Origin of the sequence: Arthrobacter sp. AK01 (assembly GCF_021109375.1) — a bacterium.
Classification (GTDB): domain Bacteria; phylum Actinomycetota; class Actinomycetes; order Actinomycetales; family Micrococcaceae; genus Arthrobacter.
On the sequence record NZ_JAJOHP010000033.1, the window covers coordinates 21,851 to 37,797 of the forward strand.

The 15,947-nt window shown below is 63.7% G+C and carries 17 protein-coding genes and 1 pseudogene; 11 read left to right on the forward strand and 7 right to left on the reverse strand.

What is annotated here, in order from left to right; translation table 11 throughout:
* Positions 1-44: 44 nt before the first annotated feature.
* Entirely contained in the window at positions 45-278 is a 234-nt protein-coding gene (locus LN996_RS13060; protein ID WP_231340806.1) for a cold shock domain-containing protein, read from the reverse strand.
* Between the two features lie 170 nt (positions 279-448).
* Between LN996_RS13060 and LN996_RS13065 the strand changes: the two genes are divergently transcribed.
* Both LN996_RS13065 and LN996_RS13070 read left to right on the forward strand, forming a co-directional pair.
* Entirely contained in the window at positions 449-685 is a 237-nt protein-coding gene (locus LN996_RS13065; protein ID WP_231340807.1) for a hypothetical protein, read from the forward strand.
* A 69-nt stretch (positions 686-754) separates the two neighbouring features.
* Entirely contained in the window at positions 755-1,132 is a 378-nt protein-coding gene (locus LN996_RS13070; protein ID WP_231340808.1) for a hypothetical protein, read from the forward strand.
* On the opposite strand, the pseudogene LN996_RS13075 reads toward LN996_RS13070, so the two are convergent.
* The 3 genes and pseudogenes from LN996_RS13075 to LN996_RS13085 all read right to left on the reverse strand — a co-directional run bounded on the left by LN996_RS13075 (position 1,129) and on the right by LN996_RS13085 (position 3,818).
* Positions 1,129-2,129: pseudogene (locus LN996_RS13075) on the reverse strand (IS481 family transposase). The gene LN996_RS13070 and the pseudogene LN996_RS13075 sit on opposite strands and share 4 nt — an antisense overlap.
* A 109-nt stretch (positions 2,130-2,238) precedes the next feature.
* A complete protein-coding gene (locus LN996_RS13080; protein ID WP_159704310.1) occupies positions 2,239-2,940 on the reverse strand; it encodes a FadR/GntR family transcriptional regulator in 702 nt (233 codons plus the stop codon).
* Between the two features lie 77 nt (positions 2,941-3,017).
* Positions 3,018-3,818: an alpha/beta fold hydrolase gene (locus tag LN996_RS13085; RefSeq protein ID WP_231340809.1), complete on the reverse strand. Its 801-nt coding sequence runs from the start codon at positions 3,816-3,818 to the stop codon at positions 3,018-3,020.
* A 131-nt stretch (positions 3,819-3,949) separates the two neighbouring features.
* Between LN996_RS13085 and LN996_RS13090 the strand changes: the two genes are divergently transcribed.
* The 5 genes from LN996_RS13090 to LN996_RS13110 all read left to right on the forward strand — a co-directional run bounded on the left by LN996_RS13090 (position 3,950) and on the right by LN996_RS13110 (position 9,280).
* Positions 3,950-5,455: a four-carbon acid sugar kinase family protein gene (locus LN996_RS13090; protein WP_231340810.1), complete on the forward strand. Its 1,506-nt coding sequence runs from the start codon at positions 3,950-3,952 to the stop codon at positions 5,453-5,455.
* A 35-nt stretch (positions 5,456-5,490) separates the two neighbouring features.
* Positions 5,491-6,393, forward strand: a complete 903-nt coding sequence (locus tag LN996_RS13095; protein WP_231340811.1) for an NAD(P)-dependent oxidoreductase — start codon at positions 5,491-5,493, stop codon at positions 6,391-6,393.
* A gap of 103 nt (positions 6,394-6,496) precedes the next feature.
* The gene (locus tag LN996_RS13100; RefSeq protein WP_231340812.1) at positions 6,497-7,963 is read left to right on the forward strand and encodes a GntP family transporter; all 1,467 of its coding nucleotides are present in this window, start codon (positions 6,497-6,499) and stop codon (positions 7,961-7,963) included.
* Complete coding sequence (locus LN996_RS13105) at positions 7,963-8,838, forward strand: class II fructose-bisphosphate aldolase (RefSeq protein WP_231340813.1); 876 nt, start codon at positions 7,963-7,965, stop codon at positions 8,836-8,838. The genes LN996_RS13100 and LN996_RS13105 overlap by 1 nt, the downstream gene beginning before the upstream one ends.
* Positions 8,839-8,887: 49 nt before the next feature.
* Positions 8,888-9,280 carry a DUF1304 domain-containing protein gene (locus LN996_RS13110; protein WP_231340814.1) on the forward strand — a complete coding sequence of 131 codons (393 nt, stop codon included), beginning with the start codon at positions 8,888-8,890 and terminating at the stop codon, positions 9,278-9,280.
* Here LN996_RS13110 and LN996_RS13115 read toward each other — a convergent pair.
* A complete protein-coding gene (locus LN996_RS13115; protein ID WP_231340815.1) occupies positions 9,277-9,696 on the reverse strand; it encodes a VOC family protein in 420 nt (139 codons plus the stop codon). The genes LN996_RS13110 and LN996_RS13115 overlap by 4 nt on opposite strands.
* A 63-nt stretch (positions 9,697-9,759) precedes the next feature.
* Positions 9,760-10,764: an Lrp/AsnC family transcriptional regulator gene (locus LN996_RS13120; RefSeq protein ID WP_231340816.1), complete on the reverse strand. Its 1,005-nt coding sequence runs from the start codon at positions 10,762-10,764 to the stop codon at positions 9,760-9,762.
* 141 nt (positions 10,765-10,905) lie between these two features.
* Here LN996_RS13120 and LN996_RS13125 point away from each other — a divergent pair, with 141 nt between their 5' ends.
* The 4 genes from LN996_RS13125 to LN996_RS13140 all read left to right on the forward strand — a co-directional run bounded on the left by LN996_RS13125 (position 10,906) and on the right by LN996_RS13140 (position 15,304).
* Positions 10,906-12,324: an MFS transporter gene (locus LN996_RS13125; protein ID WP_231340817.1), complete on the forward strand. Its 1,419-nt coding sequence runs from the start codon at positions 10,906-10,908 to the stop codon at positions 12,322-12,324.
* Positions 12,321-13,511: a M20 family metallopeptidase gene (locus LN996_RS13130; RefSeq protein ID WP_231340818.1), complete on the forward strand. Its 1,191-nt coding sequence runs from the start codon at positions 12,321-12,323 to the stop codon at positions 13,509-13,511. The genes LN996_RS13125 and LN996_RS13130 overlap by 4 nt, the downstream gene beginning before the upstream one ends.
* Before the next feature lie 81 nt (positions 13,512-13,592).
* The gene (locus LN996_RS13135) at positions 13,593-14,951 is read left to right on the forward strand and encodes an acyltransferase (protein ID WP_231340819.1); all 1,359 of its coding nucleotides are present in this window, start codon (positions 13,593-13,595) and stop codon (positions 14,949-14,951) included.
* Positions 14,948-15,304, forward strand: coding sequence for a GNAT family N-acetyltransferase (locus LN996_RS13140; RefSeq protein ID WP_231340820.1), 357 nt, complete (start codon positions 14,948-14,950; stop codon positions 15,302-15,304). Before LN996_RS13135 ends, LN996_RS13140 begins: the two co-directional genes overlap by 4 nt.
* A 3-nt stretch (positions 15,305-15,307) precedes the next feature.
* On the opposite strand, the gene LN996_RS13145 is transcribed toward LN996_RS13140, so the two are convergent.
* The gene (locus tag LN996_RS13145; RefSeq protein ID WP_231340821.1) at positions 15,308-15,889 is read right to left on the reverse strand and encodes a hypothetical protein; all 582 of its coding nucleotides are present in this window, start codon (positions 15,887-15,889) and stop codon (positions 15,308-15,310) included.
* Positions 15,890-15,947 lie beyond the last annotated feature (58 nt).

The following is a 15,947-nucleotide window of genomic DNA, read 5'->3' on the forward strand; positions in this document are numbered from 1 at the left end:
GACATTGCCCATCGGTTGGTCAGTTCTGATCGTGCGACCGAGCCTCATGGTTGAGTCTCGCTCTCAGCAGTCCTGACCGAGATCGCCCTGAAGGCGTACCCGTCCTGCTCAACGGCCTCCCACTCCAACTCCACGTTTTCGCCGGCAGTGAGCGACCGATAGCCGGCAACCTCGACGACACTGAAATGGGCCCAGCACCCGCCGGGAGTCGGTGCGGAGTCGATGACGCCCCATCCGTGTTCGTCGCTCCAGAAACGGACGACCCCTTGAGTTTTCATCGCACCAGTCTAGGTGCGTCGTGAAAGCAGTTTCGGAGCAGGGCAATAGCTGAGTAGCCAACCTGAGCGGACAGCGCACGCTCCGGCATGGGCACCCCTTCCCATGTTCCATGCCCCGCCCACGCTGATAGTTTCGCTCTATCCATTCAGGACTATTTGGGGGAGTAACCATGAAACGCAGAATTGCTGCAGCATTGCTCGGGTTGGGCATCGCCGGATCCACACTCGTCAGCGGTGCAATTCCCGCCCAGGCGGCCACCCTCAGGGTGTACACCTACGAGTCGCTTTCAACATGCAACCAGGCCGCTGAGTACTACGCACAGCGCGGCATCATCGTCCAATACTGCACTGTCATCACCACCGTCAACGGTGTGCCGGTCAAATGGCGTCTGATGTTCAACATGTAGGTACCGTCTGGCCCGTCACTGACTGCCAAGATGCCTTGACAGTAGAGGCGGACAAGCTCACCACGAGCCATGGCACGATATAGCGGCGGGCCAACCGTCCACAGGGCCATGACCGGTCCTCGGAGCATTGTGGTGTCCTTGACGAGCCCGGAGGGGTGGAAGACGGAAGTGACGACCACCCTGACCGCCATCCAGCAGGTCCGTCAAGCGTGCGACCTCACCGAACTCCGAACCGTGCGATACGCGCGGAAGGCCGGCCTGTCTTGGGCCGAGATCGCCACAGCCCTGGGGGTGACCCGCCAAGCAGCATGGGAACGATGGCATGAAGTCGACGAGACCCTGCCCAAGAATGATGCGTGGGGACCGTTCTCGCTCAACGACGAGGTTCCGGAGCGTTTCCTAGGAACGGGTCGAACGCCGCAAGGCGTTGAAGGCTACGTGTACTAACCCGGTAGCTTGGTGACGCGGCTGGCTGGGGAGGCGCCTTTGAGCGCGGTGTGTGGCCTGGTGTGATTGTAGTGCTCGATGAAACCGGGAAACAGGCTTGCCGGTCGGGTTTTGAGGTGTAAGGCCGGGCGTACGCCCATTCTTCGAGGAGGATGCGGTTGAAGCGTTCGACTTTGCCGTTGGTTTGGGGTCGGTAGGGCCTGGTGCGTTTGTGTCGGATCCCGGCTTCTTTCAGGACCTGGGCGAAGGTCTTGGACCGGTAGCAGGAGCCGTTATCGGTGAGCACCCTTTGGATCTTCACGCCGTGGGCGGCGAACGCGGCAATGGCGTTGCGCATGAAAGCTGAGGCGGTTTCCTTGGTTTCGTCGGGCAGGATTTCGGAGTAGACGTAGCGGGAGTGGCCATCGACGGCATGGTGGATGAACGTGTAACCACGGAGCAGGCCTCTGTTCTTGCGGGTTCCTTCAGCCAGATTCCGGGCCCGGGAGTTGGCCTCCCCGGCCACCCGGCCAAGGCTCTTATGGCCACCGCCATCGGGGATCCTGCCGAGCTTCTTCACGTCGACGTGGATCATTTCCCCGGGCCAGGCGTATTCGTAACGGCGTGCGCGTTCTCGGCGGATCCTGATTCCGGTGGCACGGTCCGTGAAGCGCAGCGGTGGGCAGTGATAGCGGTGCAGGATCCGATGGACCGTGGAGATGTTCAAGTGCAGGTGGTAGGCGATCCTGGCCGGTCCCCAGCGCTTGGATGTCCGAAGGCCCACGACGCGATGTTCTGTCCGCACTGAACTGCGGTGCGGGCAGCTCAGCGGTCGGCTGGGACGGTCCTGCATGCCGGCTTCGCCGAGCTCGACATTGCGCTTGGCCCAGCGGGCAGCCGTTGGTACCGAAACGTTGAAGCGTTCAGCGGCCCGCCGCAAAGGTCAGTGGCCATCGACCACGCAGTGGGCGAGTTTTAGGCGGCCGGCAGGGGTAAGGATCGCGTTAGAGTGGGACACGACGACCTCCTGGTTTGTGTGTTTGCTCTCGACAAGCACCACACAACACCCGGAGGTCCTCTTATTGCGTCACATCAATCCGTGTCACCAACCTGCCGGGACACTACAGTTAGGCCTCCAGCACGTACGTCTTCAGGTCATCCAGCGTCTGCTGCATATGGGCGTCCATGGCGAGACGCGAGTCGTTGGGATTGCGTGACTCCAATGCGGCAGCAATTTTCCGATGATGGCCGATCGCGTGTTCCTGGATTTCCGGGAACGCCGAGGTCTCGGTGCGCCTGGCCTCGAGGACCCGGTGCAGCGGCTCAAACAGGACGGCCACGAACACGTTGCCCGAAGCGTGGAGGATGACGTCGTGGAAGGCGAGGTCTGCCTCCACAAAAGCTGCGAGGTCGTTGGCCTCATGGGCTGCCTGCATTTTTTCAACGTGTTCCTTAAGCGCAACCAGCTCGTCGTCTGAGATGCGCTCCGCCGCGAGTTCGCACGCACCGGTTTCGAGCATCCGACGGAGCTCAATGAGCTGGATCGCCGCAGCAGCGTCCTTGGTTCCCTCAGACGCAGCACGCAGCACAGCTTCCAGCGATGCCCACTGGTTCAGGGGATTCACAAAGGTTCCGCGGCCCCGCTCGACGCTCAGGATCCGCTGCGCCTCAAGGGTTTTCATGGCCTCACGCACGGTCATGCGGCTTACCTCGTGCTTGGCGCTGAGCTCCAACTCTCCAGGGACCACCGTTCCAGGCGGAAACTCGCCAGCGATGATCCGGTCCAGCAGCTCATCAGCCACGACGCCGACCAGCGACTTGCGTGCCATGTATCCCCATTTCCTGTACTCCGGACCGCCCGACGCCCCGTGGATCTTCCCCTGGGGCGGGATGGTTGTCAGACATCTTACGCTGGCGGTGGCCAGCTCGTTCTCCAAAATTCGTGCAGTGTGTCGGCGCATTCTTGCGGCTGCTCCCAGTGGACGCTGTGACCCGCTCCGGGAATGGCCTTCAGGTGCCGATGTGGGCCGGCATCCACGAAGGCAGCCATTTGGTCGATGGACCGCACACGGTCCCCGGTCCCGGCAATGACCAGCAAGGGCGCGTGGACGCGCCCGGGCACTGAAGGCTCGACGCCGGTCATTGCCGCCAACGCGCTCGCGGCCAGAACCTCGAACGGCGCGTCGAAGCCCTTGCTGAGCTGCTCCATCTCGTCCCCGGCCAGTTCCCCGTACCAAGCGTTCATCAACTTCGCCCTCGTGCCGGCGTCGAAGAATCCCTGCTCCAGCTGCGAGACCAGCAGGTTCTTGAATCCCTCGTTTGGTGGCGCCGGGACCATGCCCACCAAGGTCACTGTGGCAACCAGTTCGGGACGGGCTGCCGCCAAGGTCAAGGAGACGCTTCCGCCCATCGAGTGCCCCACGAGATGCACTGGGCCGGTTCCCCGGGCATCAAGTGCCGCTGCAACCGAGGCTGCTGCGGAGTCCAGCGTCCACTCATGGTGACCGGGTAGTTCCTCTCCGGGGTGGTAGCCCGGGAGGTCAAGAATCCAGGCCGGCCTGCCGTCGTCGAGTAGTTTCCCGGCCAGCGGTTCCCAATACACCGAACCCGAAGCCCAGCCATGGATCAGCACCGCTGGGACATCGTCCGCAGCATTCCTGGGCATCCGCACATCCACGAAGGGAAGCGGAACCGCACTGTCAGCCATGCACCCAGCCTAGTGACGGCGGGCACCTTGCGCAGCGAAGAGCCGTGTGTCACACTAGCATTCAAATGCTAGATGTCTGACATCTTACATTCACTAAACCGCTACACAGATTTCCCACGATGGAGTGCACAGTGACCCTTGAAGCAGACGTTCTGGCCGCCTTCCCGGCGGAAGTCCAGATTCCCGCTCACCTGGTGGCCGACGCCGTAGCAGCGTCCGCAGCCACCACCCCGCGCGTGCTGGTTGTCCTCGACGACGACCCCACCGGCACGCAGTCCGTGGCGGATCTCGCCGTGCTCACCCGCTGGGAGGCGGAGGACTTCACCTGGGCCTTCACCCACATCCGTGAGAACCAGACCAAGCCCGCGGTCTACGTCCTCACCAACACCCGCAGCCTGGACCCGGCCGAAGCCGCAGCCCGCAACGAGGAAATTGTGCGCAATGCACTGTCCGCAGCAGCCGCCGGCGACGGTACTGGTCCTCGGCTGCGCCTCGGCTTCGTCAGCCGCAGCGACTCCACCCTCCGCGGCCACTACCCGCTGGAACCGGACGTCATCGCAGCCACTGTTGCAGCCCAAACCGGCGAAGCAACCGACGGCGTGGTGATTGTTCCCGCTTTCCCCGACGCCGGCCGCGTCACCATCGGCGGCGTGCACTACATGCGCGGCACCGGAGAGGATTCCGGCTCCCTCACTCCCGTTGCCGAGACGGAATTCGCCAAGGACGCGAGCTTCGGCTTCAAGAACTCCGAGATGGCCAAGTATGTGGAGGAGAAGTCGCAGGGCCGGTTCCCCGCCAGCGACGTGATCGTCCTGGACCTGAACATCATCCGCGCCGGAGCCTCCGCGCAGGACCCCACCATCTCCGCCAAAGCCATCGCCGACGCCCTGGAATCCGCCACCAACTCCACGCCGATCGTGGCCGACATCGTCACCGAGAACGACTTCCGTGCCCTGGCTCTTGGCCTCGAAGAAGCCGAACGCCGCGGCAAGAAACTCCTCTACCGCGTGGGCCCGCCGTTCGTCCGCGGCCGCATTGGGCAGGAAATCCGCACCGCGCTGACCTCCGAAGAGGCCTTTGCGGGCAACACCCCGTCCACAGCGGGCGGCTTGATTGTGGTCGGTTCCCACGTGGGTGTCACCACGCGCCAGCTCAATGACCTCACAGCCGCGCATGGCTCGGCACGGACCATCGAGATCGACGTCGAGAAGCTTCTCGAAGCCGAAGCCGATGCCTATATCGAAACCGTCGTGTCCGACGTCGTCGATGCCCTCCGCCAGGGCGACGTGATCGTCCACACCAGCCGCCTGCTCATCAAAACCGACGACGCCGCAGCGAGCCTGAAGATCGCCCGCACCGTTTCGGCCGCCGTCGTCGCCGTGGTGAACCGGACCTTGAAGACCTTCCCGCCGCGGTTTGTTATCGCCAAGGGCGGCATCACGTCCTCGGATGTGGCTGCGCACGGCCTGGAAATCCGCCACGCAATTGTCCGCGGCCCCATGCTGCCGGGCATCGTCTCGCTGTGGGAGCCGGTGGACGGCCCCGCCAAGGGCATCCCGTACATCGTCTTCGCGGGCAACGTCGGCGACGACCAATCCCTCACCCAGGTCACCCGCAAGCTCAGCGCCACCTTCTAGAACTCCCGGCCCCAAAAAATTCAATGGAGAACACCATGACCAGCAGCAACTACACCGTCACCGTCCTGGGCCTCGGCGCCATGGGCCTGCCCATGGCAACCCGCCTCGCGTCCGAGCTCACGGTCCACGGTTTCGACATCGCCGAGCCGCGCCTGGAACTCGCGGCAGCAGCCGGCATCAAGACTTTTGCTTCCGCCCGCGAAGCTTCGAATGGCGCTGATGCGCTGCTCCTGGCCGTCCGCAACGGCGAACAGCTCAACGATGTCCTCTTCGGCGAGAACGGCGTGGCTTCGGTCCTGAAGCCGGGCGCCGTCGTGATCCTTGGCAGCACCGTCGGCACGGAAGCAATCCCGGCCACGGTGGAAAAGCTTGCAGAATACGGAGTGGCCCTGGTGGACGCTCCGCTGTCCGGCGGCCCGAAGCGTGCCGGCGAAGGTGACCTGCTGATCGTTGTTGGCGCCGAGCCGGAAGCACTCGGGAAAGCCCGTCCCGCGCTGGAACTGCTGGCCTCCACCCTCAGCATCGTGGGCGACAAGCCCGGCGACGGCCAGGCACTGAAGACCGTCAACCAGCTCCTGTGCGGTGTGCACATCGCTGCCGCTGCCGAGGCCATGGCCCTCGCCGATGCCCTCGGCCTCGACCAGGCCAAGACCCTCGCTGCCCTCGAAGCCGGAGCCGCTGGTTCCTTCATGCTCTCCAACCGCGGCCCGCGCATCCTCGAGGCCTACACCGAAGACGGCGCCGAGGTGCTCAGCCGCCTGGACATCTTCGTCAAGGACATGGGCATCGTGGGCAAAGCCACCCGCGCCGCAGGACTTGCCGCTCCCGTCGCCGCCGCCGCTGAACAGCTTTACCTTCTCGGCCAGGCCCAGGGCCTCGCCGCTGCCGACGACTCTGCCGTCATCAAGGTTGTTGCGCCCTCCAAGCGCACCGCCTAACCGCCCCCAACAAAGAACCCGCGACGACGGCGGTCCCCCCTTCGCCGTCGTCGCCACCTCCGCCGGTCTTCTCTAGACTGGTATGTCAAAGGAGACACCCCCAATGAATCCCCTCGTCAACTCGCTGATGGTTCGGGCGGCCGATGCCCCCGCCATCAAGCCCGCAGTGGAGCTGGGAACACCGCTTCTGCTGACCATCGCCGCGGCAGGGATCGCCCTGTTGCTGGTGCTGATCATCCGATTCAAGATCCAGGCTTTCGTTGCCCTGCTGGCCGTCAGCATCCTGGTGGGCGTCGCAGCCCAGATCCCGCTCAAGGACATCTTCACCGTGGTGACCACCGGCGTTGGCAGCACCATGGGTAAGGTCGCTTTGCTGATCGCCCTCGGTGCCATCCTTGGCCGCATGATCGAGGTGTCCGGTGGCGTCCAGTCGCTGGCCACCCACTTCACTGACAAGCTCGGCGCCAAGCGCGTTGCTGTCGCCTTGACGGCGGTGGGCTTCCTGGTGGCCATCCCTGTGTTCTTCGAAGTCGGCGTGATCGTCCTGGTCCCGATCGTCTACGCCTTCGCCAAGATCGCGAATGTCCACCCGATCAAGTTCGGTTTGCCCATGGCCGGCATCATGCTGTCCATCCACGTCGCGGTCCCGCCGCACCCGGGCATCGTGGCCGGTGCCGGCGTCTTCGGCGCGGACATTGGACTCATCACGATGATTTCGCTGATCATCTGCATTCCCCTCGGGTTCCTGTCCTACTGGGTTGCCAGCATCATGAACCGCAAGGATTACGAGCTTCTCCCGGGCGTGAAGCAGCAGGTGGAAGAATTCGGTTCCGAATCCCTGGTCCACGTTGGCCACGACGGCCCGGGCGCCCGTGCCATCGCTCCACCCCGTCCCGGCCTGATCATGTTCCTGATTGCCGCCCCGATCGTCCAGATCCTCCTCGGCACCGTCGGTACGCTGACCATTGCCAAGGACAACTACTGGTACGGCGTGGCCGCGTTCATCGGCAACCCGTTCTTCGCGCTGCTGGTCGCCGTCGCCCTGTCCTTCTTCCTGCTGGCGGTCCGCCGTAACTGGTCCCTCAAGGAAACCGGGGAGATCTTCGAAGGGGCCCTGCCTCCCATCGCCTCCATCCTCATGGTGGTTGCCGCAGGCGGTGTCTTCGGTGAAGTCCTCCGCACGTCTGGCATCGGTGCCGCACTTTCGCACACCCTGGACAGCCTTGGCCTGCCGGTGATCGTGCTCGGCTTCATCATCTCCCTGGCTCTGCGCGCCGCGCAGGGTTCGGCCACAGTGGCCATCGTGACGACCACCGGCCTGCTTACGTCCGCGGTCATGGAGGGTGGCTACTCGCCGGCCCAGATCGCCGTGATCGTGATCGCCATCGGCTTCGGCTCGCTGGGCCTGTCCCACGTGACTGACGCGGGCTTCTGGACCGTTATCCGGTACTACGGCCTCACGGTTTCCGACGGCCTCAAGACCTGGACCGTCCTCACCACCATCCTGGGCCTGGCCGGCTTCGCCCTGACGTACGTCGCCTGGATCCTGGTGGGAGGCCTGGCCCACTGATGCGCACCAAACTCGACCAGCTGGTCACCTCTGCACTGGCCTCCGGCTCCGCCGTTCCGGCCTTCACCTGCTACGACTTCACCACCGCACTGGCTGTTGTTTCGGCTGCGGAGGAAGCCCGGCTTGGAGTCATCCTGCTGGTGGCCCCGAAGACTGCCTCCACTCCGAACGGGCTGCGTCTCATCGCAGCCCTCCGCGGCCTTGCCGATGACGCCGGCGTTCCGGTCTCCGTGCAGCTCGACCACGCATCGGACCTGCAGGTCATCCGTGATTCCGTGGCTGCCGGTGCCGACGCGGTCCTGGCGGACGGTTCGTCCTTGCCCTACGAGGACAACATCGCCCTGGTCCGCGAAGTCCGTGCCGCGCTGGACGCGCAAGGTGCCTCCGACGTCGTGATCGAAGCGGAGCTTGGCGGCCTTGCGGGGGATGAAGACAAGGCGTTCGGTACCGATGATTCAGCGCACGACGCCGGCGCTTCAGTTGCGGGGCTCACTGACCCGGCGCAGGTGGCGGACTTCGTTGAACGAACCGGCGCGCAACTCCTGGCCGTTGCGGTGGGGAACGTGCACGGCAAGTACAAGGGAGAGCCCAACATCCGCTGGGACGTGCTGCAGGACGTTGCCGCGCGCACCGACGTGCCGCTGGTGCTGCACGGCGCATCGGGAATCCCCGCCAGCGAGCTTGCCAAGGCTTCGTCCCTGCGGGTTGGCAAGGTCAACTTCAATACTGAGCTCCGGACCGGAATCCTCTCGACCCTCGAAGCTGAAACTGCGGCGCACCGCGCTGACGGCGAGAATCTCCAGGGTCTGCTGGCGCGCTGGAACGGTTCGGCCGCGGCATTCGCGGGCGCCACGCTGGAGCTGCTCAGCGCCTGAGTCCCGCCGCATCACCGGCACTGTACGTCAGGGAGGCTAGGATCAAACCATGATCCTGGCCTCCCTGATTTTTGCCCTCTTTGCGGCATTGCTGCACGTGTATATCTTCACCATGGAGTCCATCACATGGACCAAGCCCAAGACCTGGAAAACGTTCAGCATCACTTCCCAGGCCGACGCGGAAACTACCAAGCCGCTCGCGTACAACCAGGGTTTCTATAACCTGTTCCTCGCCATTGGTGCACTGATTGGCATCATCGCCGTCTGGGCTGGGTCACCCCAGGTCGGCTGGACCCTTGTCTTCAGCAGCTGCGGTTCCATGCTCCTGGCAGCCTTGGTGCTCGCAGCGAGCGGCAAAAAGTATCTCCGGGCAGCGACGCTGCAAGGCACCACTCCGCTGCTCGCGGTCGTGCTCGGGGTGCTGGCGATAACGCTGGGCTAGTGCTCCGGGGGACCGGCCTGCGCTGCAGCTTCGTCCATCCAGAGGACTTCCCAGTGGTGGCCGTCCAGGTCGCGGAATGCCCGGCTGTACATGAAGCCAAGATCCTGGGCGTCGTACGTTTCGGATCCGCCGGCCTCAAGGGCCTTGCTGGCCAGAGCGTCCACGGATTCGCGGCTGTCGGCTGAAATGGCGACGATTGCCGCCGTCGAGTTTTTGGTGTCTGCGATGGGCTGTTTGGTGAACTGGCTGAATTTGTCGTGGGTCAGGAGCATGGCGTAAATGGTGTCGCTGAAGACCACGCAGGCGGCTGTCTCGTCGGTGAAGTTCGGGTTGATGGAGTAACCAAGTGCTGCGTAGAAGGCCTTGGAGGCCTCGAGGTCGCTGACGGGCAGGTTGACGAAAATGGACGTAGTCATGCGTCTGATCCTGCCGGTGTTTTTGCGCCCCGTCCAGACCCCAAACACCAGTTGTGGATTCCGCTAAGGTGCTTCCCTCCACAGCGGAAGGGGCACCACGGACAAACTGCGTCCGCTTCCATCAAGCAGGTGGCCCAAGCGCTTGTAGGTTCGGACTACCGCCTGCCGGGAGATCACTGTGCTGCCCGGTGCGCGCTCTGCCAGTTCCCGTTCGAACGCCTGGGCCTCCAAGTAGTCGCGCACCCACAAGGTGACCACCAGATTTTGCGTGCCCAGCACTTGGGCACAAAGACGACAGTTGCTTTGTGCCGCGAAATAGCGGCCCACTTGGTCAACGAATTGCGCCGGGATGTTGAGCATGAGCGTGACCTCCCGCAGGCCCCTGTTCGCTGCAGTAGAGGTATCGCACCTCAGCGTGACGTAGCCGGACGCCAGAAACCGCTCCACCCGGCGTCGTGCTGTTTGCGGTGAAACGCCACAGGCGACGCCCAGGTCGGCCCAACTGGCGCGGCCGTCCTTGGCGAGTTCCTCCAGCAGCGCGGCGTCCAATCGATCGAATGAGTAGCCTGCGGGCGCGGCCTTGGACTGCGACGAGACCTGTCGAGCGCGAGCGGGTTCCAGCGTTCCACTGCGCCATTCGGAGGCCTGCCGGTACAGCTTGGTGACGAAAACGACCTCGCGGTGCGTAACCCCCGGAAGCTTCGGAAAGGAGTCGGTGACAATGTCCATCAGTTCGTCGTGGCTCGACGCGAAGCAATCAATGAACACATCGTGCGAGCCGCTGACCATCGAAACCGTGCCGAAGGCCGGCTCCGCGCACAGCCGTTGGATCAGTGCCTCGGTTTCGCCGGGCAATGACGAGAGTTGGATGAAAGCGGACCAACCTGCGTTGAGGTAGCGCTGCCCGGGAGACGGTGTGATCCATGCCAGCCGGTCCCCGGCCAGGGCTTGCCAGCGCCGCGCAACGGTTGGGCCGGACAGCCCCAGCGCATCCGCCACCCGGCTCCATTCCGCACGCGGATTGATCTGGAGTGCATTGAGGATTTCCAGGTCCAACTCGGTGATCATGGATGATTCGTTCAATATTCGCTGCCTCGTGTTGTTTTCAAACAATCTGGAGGTCAGTGTAATCGACCGCCCTAACGTTGTGACTCGCATCACCACCAGCGAATCCGGCTGAACCAACCGGCACAACACCCAAGGAAACACATGGCAAGCAACACAGCACCTCCTGCGGCGGCGGCCACCACCCGCAGGGCCATAGCGGGCATGATCCTGGCAATGGCGCTCATCGAGTCGCTCAGTGGCGTCACCCAGGGGTACTTGAACCCCATCCTGCCCGCGCTGGGACCGGTCTTTGAGATTGACGACCCCACCATCAACGGCATTTTCCTCATCTCCAACGTCAGCTTCGCTGTCCTGACCCCCATCATTTCCAGGCTCGGCGACAGCTACGGTTACCGCCTTGTGCTCCGCTGGTCCACCGGTGTGGTGACTGTCGGCGTGCTGCTCATGGCGTTGTGGCCATCGCTGTGGACAGTGACCCTGGGCGTCGTCATGCTCACCTGCGTGGTGGGCTTCATCCCCCTGATGATGGGAATCCTCCGCGTTACGAGCCCCGCCGACACCCGCACGGGTGTCAGCGTCATGATCGGCATGCTCATGATCATGGTGGGTGCGGGTGGCTTGCTCGCCGGGATTGTTGGCGTCACGGATCCCACCCTGGGGTTCTGGGTCGCTGTGCCATTCGCGGTGATCGCCTTGGTTTGTTCCTTCTTACTGCCCGACGCCGGGATCCCGACTCGTGAGGGCATCGCCCTGGCCCCGCTGTTGGCGTGTTCGCTCGGTCTCATAGCCTTTGTTGTAGCGCTCTCCATGGCTCCTGAATGGGGATGGCTGGACGTCCGCACGCTGGGGGCCGGCCTGCTGGGACTGGCACTGCTGGCCTCTTGGGCCAGGCGCGACTACAGCGGTGGTGCCGGCAGCCGGTTCATGGACCTGCGTATGCTCGCCAATCCCCGGATCCGGGTCATTTCCCTGGCAACGTTCTTCTTCGGCTTTGCCTCCATCAGCTACTTCGGCACCAACGGGATCTTCCTGCATTCCAACCCGGACAAGACCGGCTACGGGTTTGGCCTCAGCCCCCTGATGATTGCGATCGTCCTGGCTTTGGCTTCTGTTCTTTCGCTGGTGTCCTCATTGTTGACGGCACGTGCTTTGCGGCGTTTCGGTGAGCGGGCCACGCTCGTTCTTGCCGGGGTCATGCTCGCAGGCGGATTCCTGGTCATGATGCTCGCCCATGGTTCCTTTGCCGGCTACTGCTTCGGCTTCGCGATGTTCAACCTGAGCCTGGGGATGTACCAGGCGGGAACCCGCTCCCTGTCGGTGGAAGGCGTTGCCTTGGAGGAGACCTCGACGGCCGCGGGGCTCAACGAGCTGGCGTTGTCGGTAGGCATCGCAGTGGGAGCGGCAGTCGTCAAACTGTTGTCATCAGCGTCCGTCGAGTCCGGGCGCATCACCGAAGCCGGGTTGTTGTCTATCTGGGGAACCTTGGCCTTCGCCGCCCTGATCGCTGCAGCGGCCAGCGCCCGCTACCCGAAGCTACAGCCTGCCGGGGTGACCGCATGAACGCCGGGGTGGACAGCCTTCACGCAACTCTGGACAGCCTTCACGCAACTCTGGACAGCACAGTGCAGCGCTGGAGGACGGAAATTCTGGACCTCAGCCACGCCATCCACGCTGATCCGGAGCTTGGCGGGGAGGAGTACCGCGCCGTCAAACGCGTACAAGAGTTGTTCCGAAAAGCCGGATTCACTTTCGATGAAGAGCAGCCTGCGCAGCCAACGGCCTTCAGCGCGAGATACGGCAGCGGCGAACTGGTGGTGGCGCTCTGTGTTGAATACGACGCCTTGCCGGACATCGGGCATGCCTGCGGCCACAACGTCAACGCGGCCGGCGCAGTGGGGGCAGCTTTGGCATTGGCCGCTGTGGCCCGGGAGCTGGACATCACCGTCAAGGTGTTGGGGACGCCGGCGGAGGAAACCACCGGAGGCAAAGTGGACCTGATCGAGGAGGGCTTCTTCGACGACGTTTCGCTCGCCATGATGGTCCACGCCGGCGCTGCGGATGTAGTGGGTGGCTCCTCGTTGGCGATGTCCATGTGGGAAGTGCTTTTCGAAGGGCGCCCGGCACACGCTGCAGCGGCACCTTCTGAGGGTGTCAACGCCTTGGACGCGCTGGTGGTCGCGCAGCTGGCCATCGCTTTGGCGAGGCAACAACTCCCGGCCGGATCGGTCGTGTCCCTTATCGTCACCGAGGGTGGCAGCGCGGTCAACGTCATCCCTGAGAGGGCACGGGCGAGCGTGGAAATGCGGGCTCCCGGAATCGGCCAGCTGCGTCTGATCCAGGACAAGGTCCGGCGATGCTTGGAAGCCGGCGCCCTCGCGAGCGGTTGTACAGTGCAGGTGACCCCGAAGGGCAACGATTATGCCGAGTTGCGACAGGATCCGTTCCTGTCCCAGGCCTACCGGGAAGCGATGCAGGCCAAGGGAAGGGATGTTGCCTTCAACGCCGATCCTGTGGCTTCCACGGACATGGGCAATGTTTCGCAAGTGGTGCCATCCATCCACCCGGTTGTCGGCTACGACGTACGTGGCGCCGCGCACCACACAGCGGAGTTCGCCGCATTCGGTGCGTCGGCAGGGGCGGACGCGGCAGTCTTGGAAGGGTCGTTCGGGTTGGCGGCAGCGGCAACCGCGGTGGCCCGGGACCCGGAACAGAGGAGGCGGCTGCTCCGGGGTGGGCGGGACAACTAGTCCGGTCCACTTGCTGGCCCCGGCCCATGACCGGGCGGACAATGGACTCAGCACGCAGGTGCGTGCCTCGTAGGGAGAGCCATGGAGAGGGACACGTATCCTGCGGTCAGCGCAGTAGCGGCTGCGCGAAGGGATCCCGCGATCGATCTTGTCCGTTTCACCTGCCTGCTGGTGGTGGTGGCATGCCACTGCATGATGGTCAGTTCTGTTCTACACAAGGACGGGACGGTCACCACGGAGAACGTCCTCATGGATCAAGGCTGGTTTGTTCCCGTTGCCTGGGCGCTCATGATCGTTCCATTGTTCTTCGTCCTTGGCGGTGTGACGGGGCTGCAGTCGTGGCGGCGGTTGAAGGCCCGCGGCGGTACCGGGTTCGACTTCGCCCAGCTTCGGCTCCTGCGCCTGGTCCGTCCTGCCATGGCACTGCTCGCTTTCATGTGGGGAGGGCTGTGGGTGGCGCTGCTGCTTGGTGTCGATCCCCAAGTCATCCAGCTCATGACCGCCGGCGCGGCCATGCCCCTATGGTTCCTGGCGGCGTATCTCACCGCGCAGCTCAGCGTTCCCCTCATGGCACGGTTTCACCAACGCGCACCGATCCTGACCTTCGCGGCCTTGGTGGTCCTCATCGTCACCGTCGATTCCCTACGCGGCACTCTTCCCGTGCTCGCGTTCAGCAATCTGGTCTTCGTGTGGTGCGCGGTCCAGCAGTTGGGATTCCTCATGGCCGACGGCTTCTTCGAACAGCGCAGCCGCACCTGGCTGGTAGGTGCCGTTGTTTCCAGCAACTTGCTCCTGGGCCTCGTGACCGGCGTGGCTGTCTATCCAGGGAACATGGTGGTCAATATCAACCCGCCCAACCTGTGCCTGCTCCTGCTGGGCATCTCGCAGGCCGCATCACTCCAGCTGCTGAAAAACGTCATTGGTTGGCTCGCAGGAGTTCGCTGGATCCAGTCGATGATTGCTGTCGCCGGGCGCCGATCCATGACCGTCTACCTGTGGCATCTGCCGCTGCTGGTCGGTATGTCAGGGCTGCTGTTGCTCACCAACGTCCCCAAACCCTTGGCCGGGACCGCGGAGTGGTGGTGGGCCCGAATCCCCGTCTTCCTCGCCGTCGTCAGCCTGCTCGTTCCGGTGGTGTGGCTTTTTGGCCGTCTGGAGAACCGTCCGACGGCGGCCAGCCACGCCCGTGGTCCCTCGCGTATCGCTGTGGTGACGGCCGCCGTCGTGGTCTTCATTCCGGTGGCGGACGCAGCGTTCAACGGTTTGACGCTGGCGCTGCTGGGTGGGGGAGCGGCATGCTTTGCCCTTTCAGTCCTTTTGCTTGGCAGGGTTCCGACGCCCGTATTGCCGCCATCGCCCGACGTTAACGTCCTGAAGCGTCAGGAGGGTCAGTCGCCCACGTTGCCAGAGCCAGGTTTAAGTGCCAATCTCGAACCATGACCGAGTACACGGATTCACTGGCAGAGTCTTTTCGCCCTGGCGTCACTACGGTGCGCAATGACAAATTCCACCGCTATGAGCTGCACGTAGACGGCGAACTGGCCGTGATTTCCCAGTTCCTGGACCGGCCCGGTCACATCGATTTCATCCATACCGAAACGAAGCCCCAGTTCAATGGCCAAGGCCTGGCTAAAGTGCTGGCCCATTTTGCTTTGGACGATGTGGTGGCGTCCGGCAAGCGCATCATTCCGCATTGCCCGTACATCGCTGCGTACCTGAAAAAGCACGAAGGCTACGAGCAGGATGTCGACTGGCCCGCTGAGAAGCCGGTGGGCGAACCGGACAACGAGTAGGGCCTAGGCGGGCACCGGCTGCCCGGGGTCCTTACTGCGCCTTCGCGGTTGTTCGGCCCTGTCGGACGGGAACGGCCAGTCCCTCCGCGTACCGCTGAGGGAGACGATTGCGTCGTGCTCATCGGAAACTACCTGGCCGCGGCATGTCGCGCGGACCTGCATTGCGCTGACCAGGCTGCCGCCATGGACGTGGTCGGCGTCCGTAACCAGGTAGGAAAAGCTCCGCATCACGGATTGGCCGGGAGCCAGGCGGCGGATCCGCAAGTCACGCTCGACGGGTTCTGCCGTGTAGGACAGCATCTCCATGCCCTCGTTGGTGAAGGAACGGGGTACAAGCGTCACGTCCCGCAGGTGGCTTGGGGAGTCGTTGGTGATCCACGCTGTGAAGATGACGGTATCGCCCGGAATGGCCACGGGCCTGTCAGCTCCATAGACCAGGGCAACATGTCCCGCATTGATCTTCCTGGCGAGGACGGCCGAGCGGAGGGGCGGCACAACGCGAACGATGGTGTTCTGTTGCTGCGCGGCGTCCTTATGGATGGCACGCATCAGTTTCAGGAAGGGGCGGGGGCGCTGGATGTCCATGGTTCCTCGATTCGCACCAGGGGGATTGGAAGGTCACGTCATATACGTGGGGCGCGAG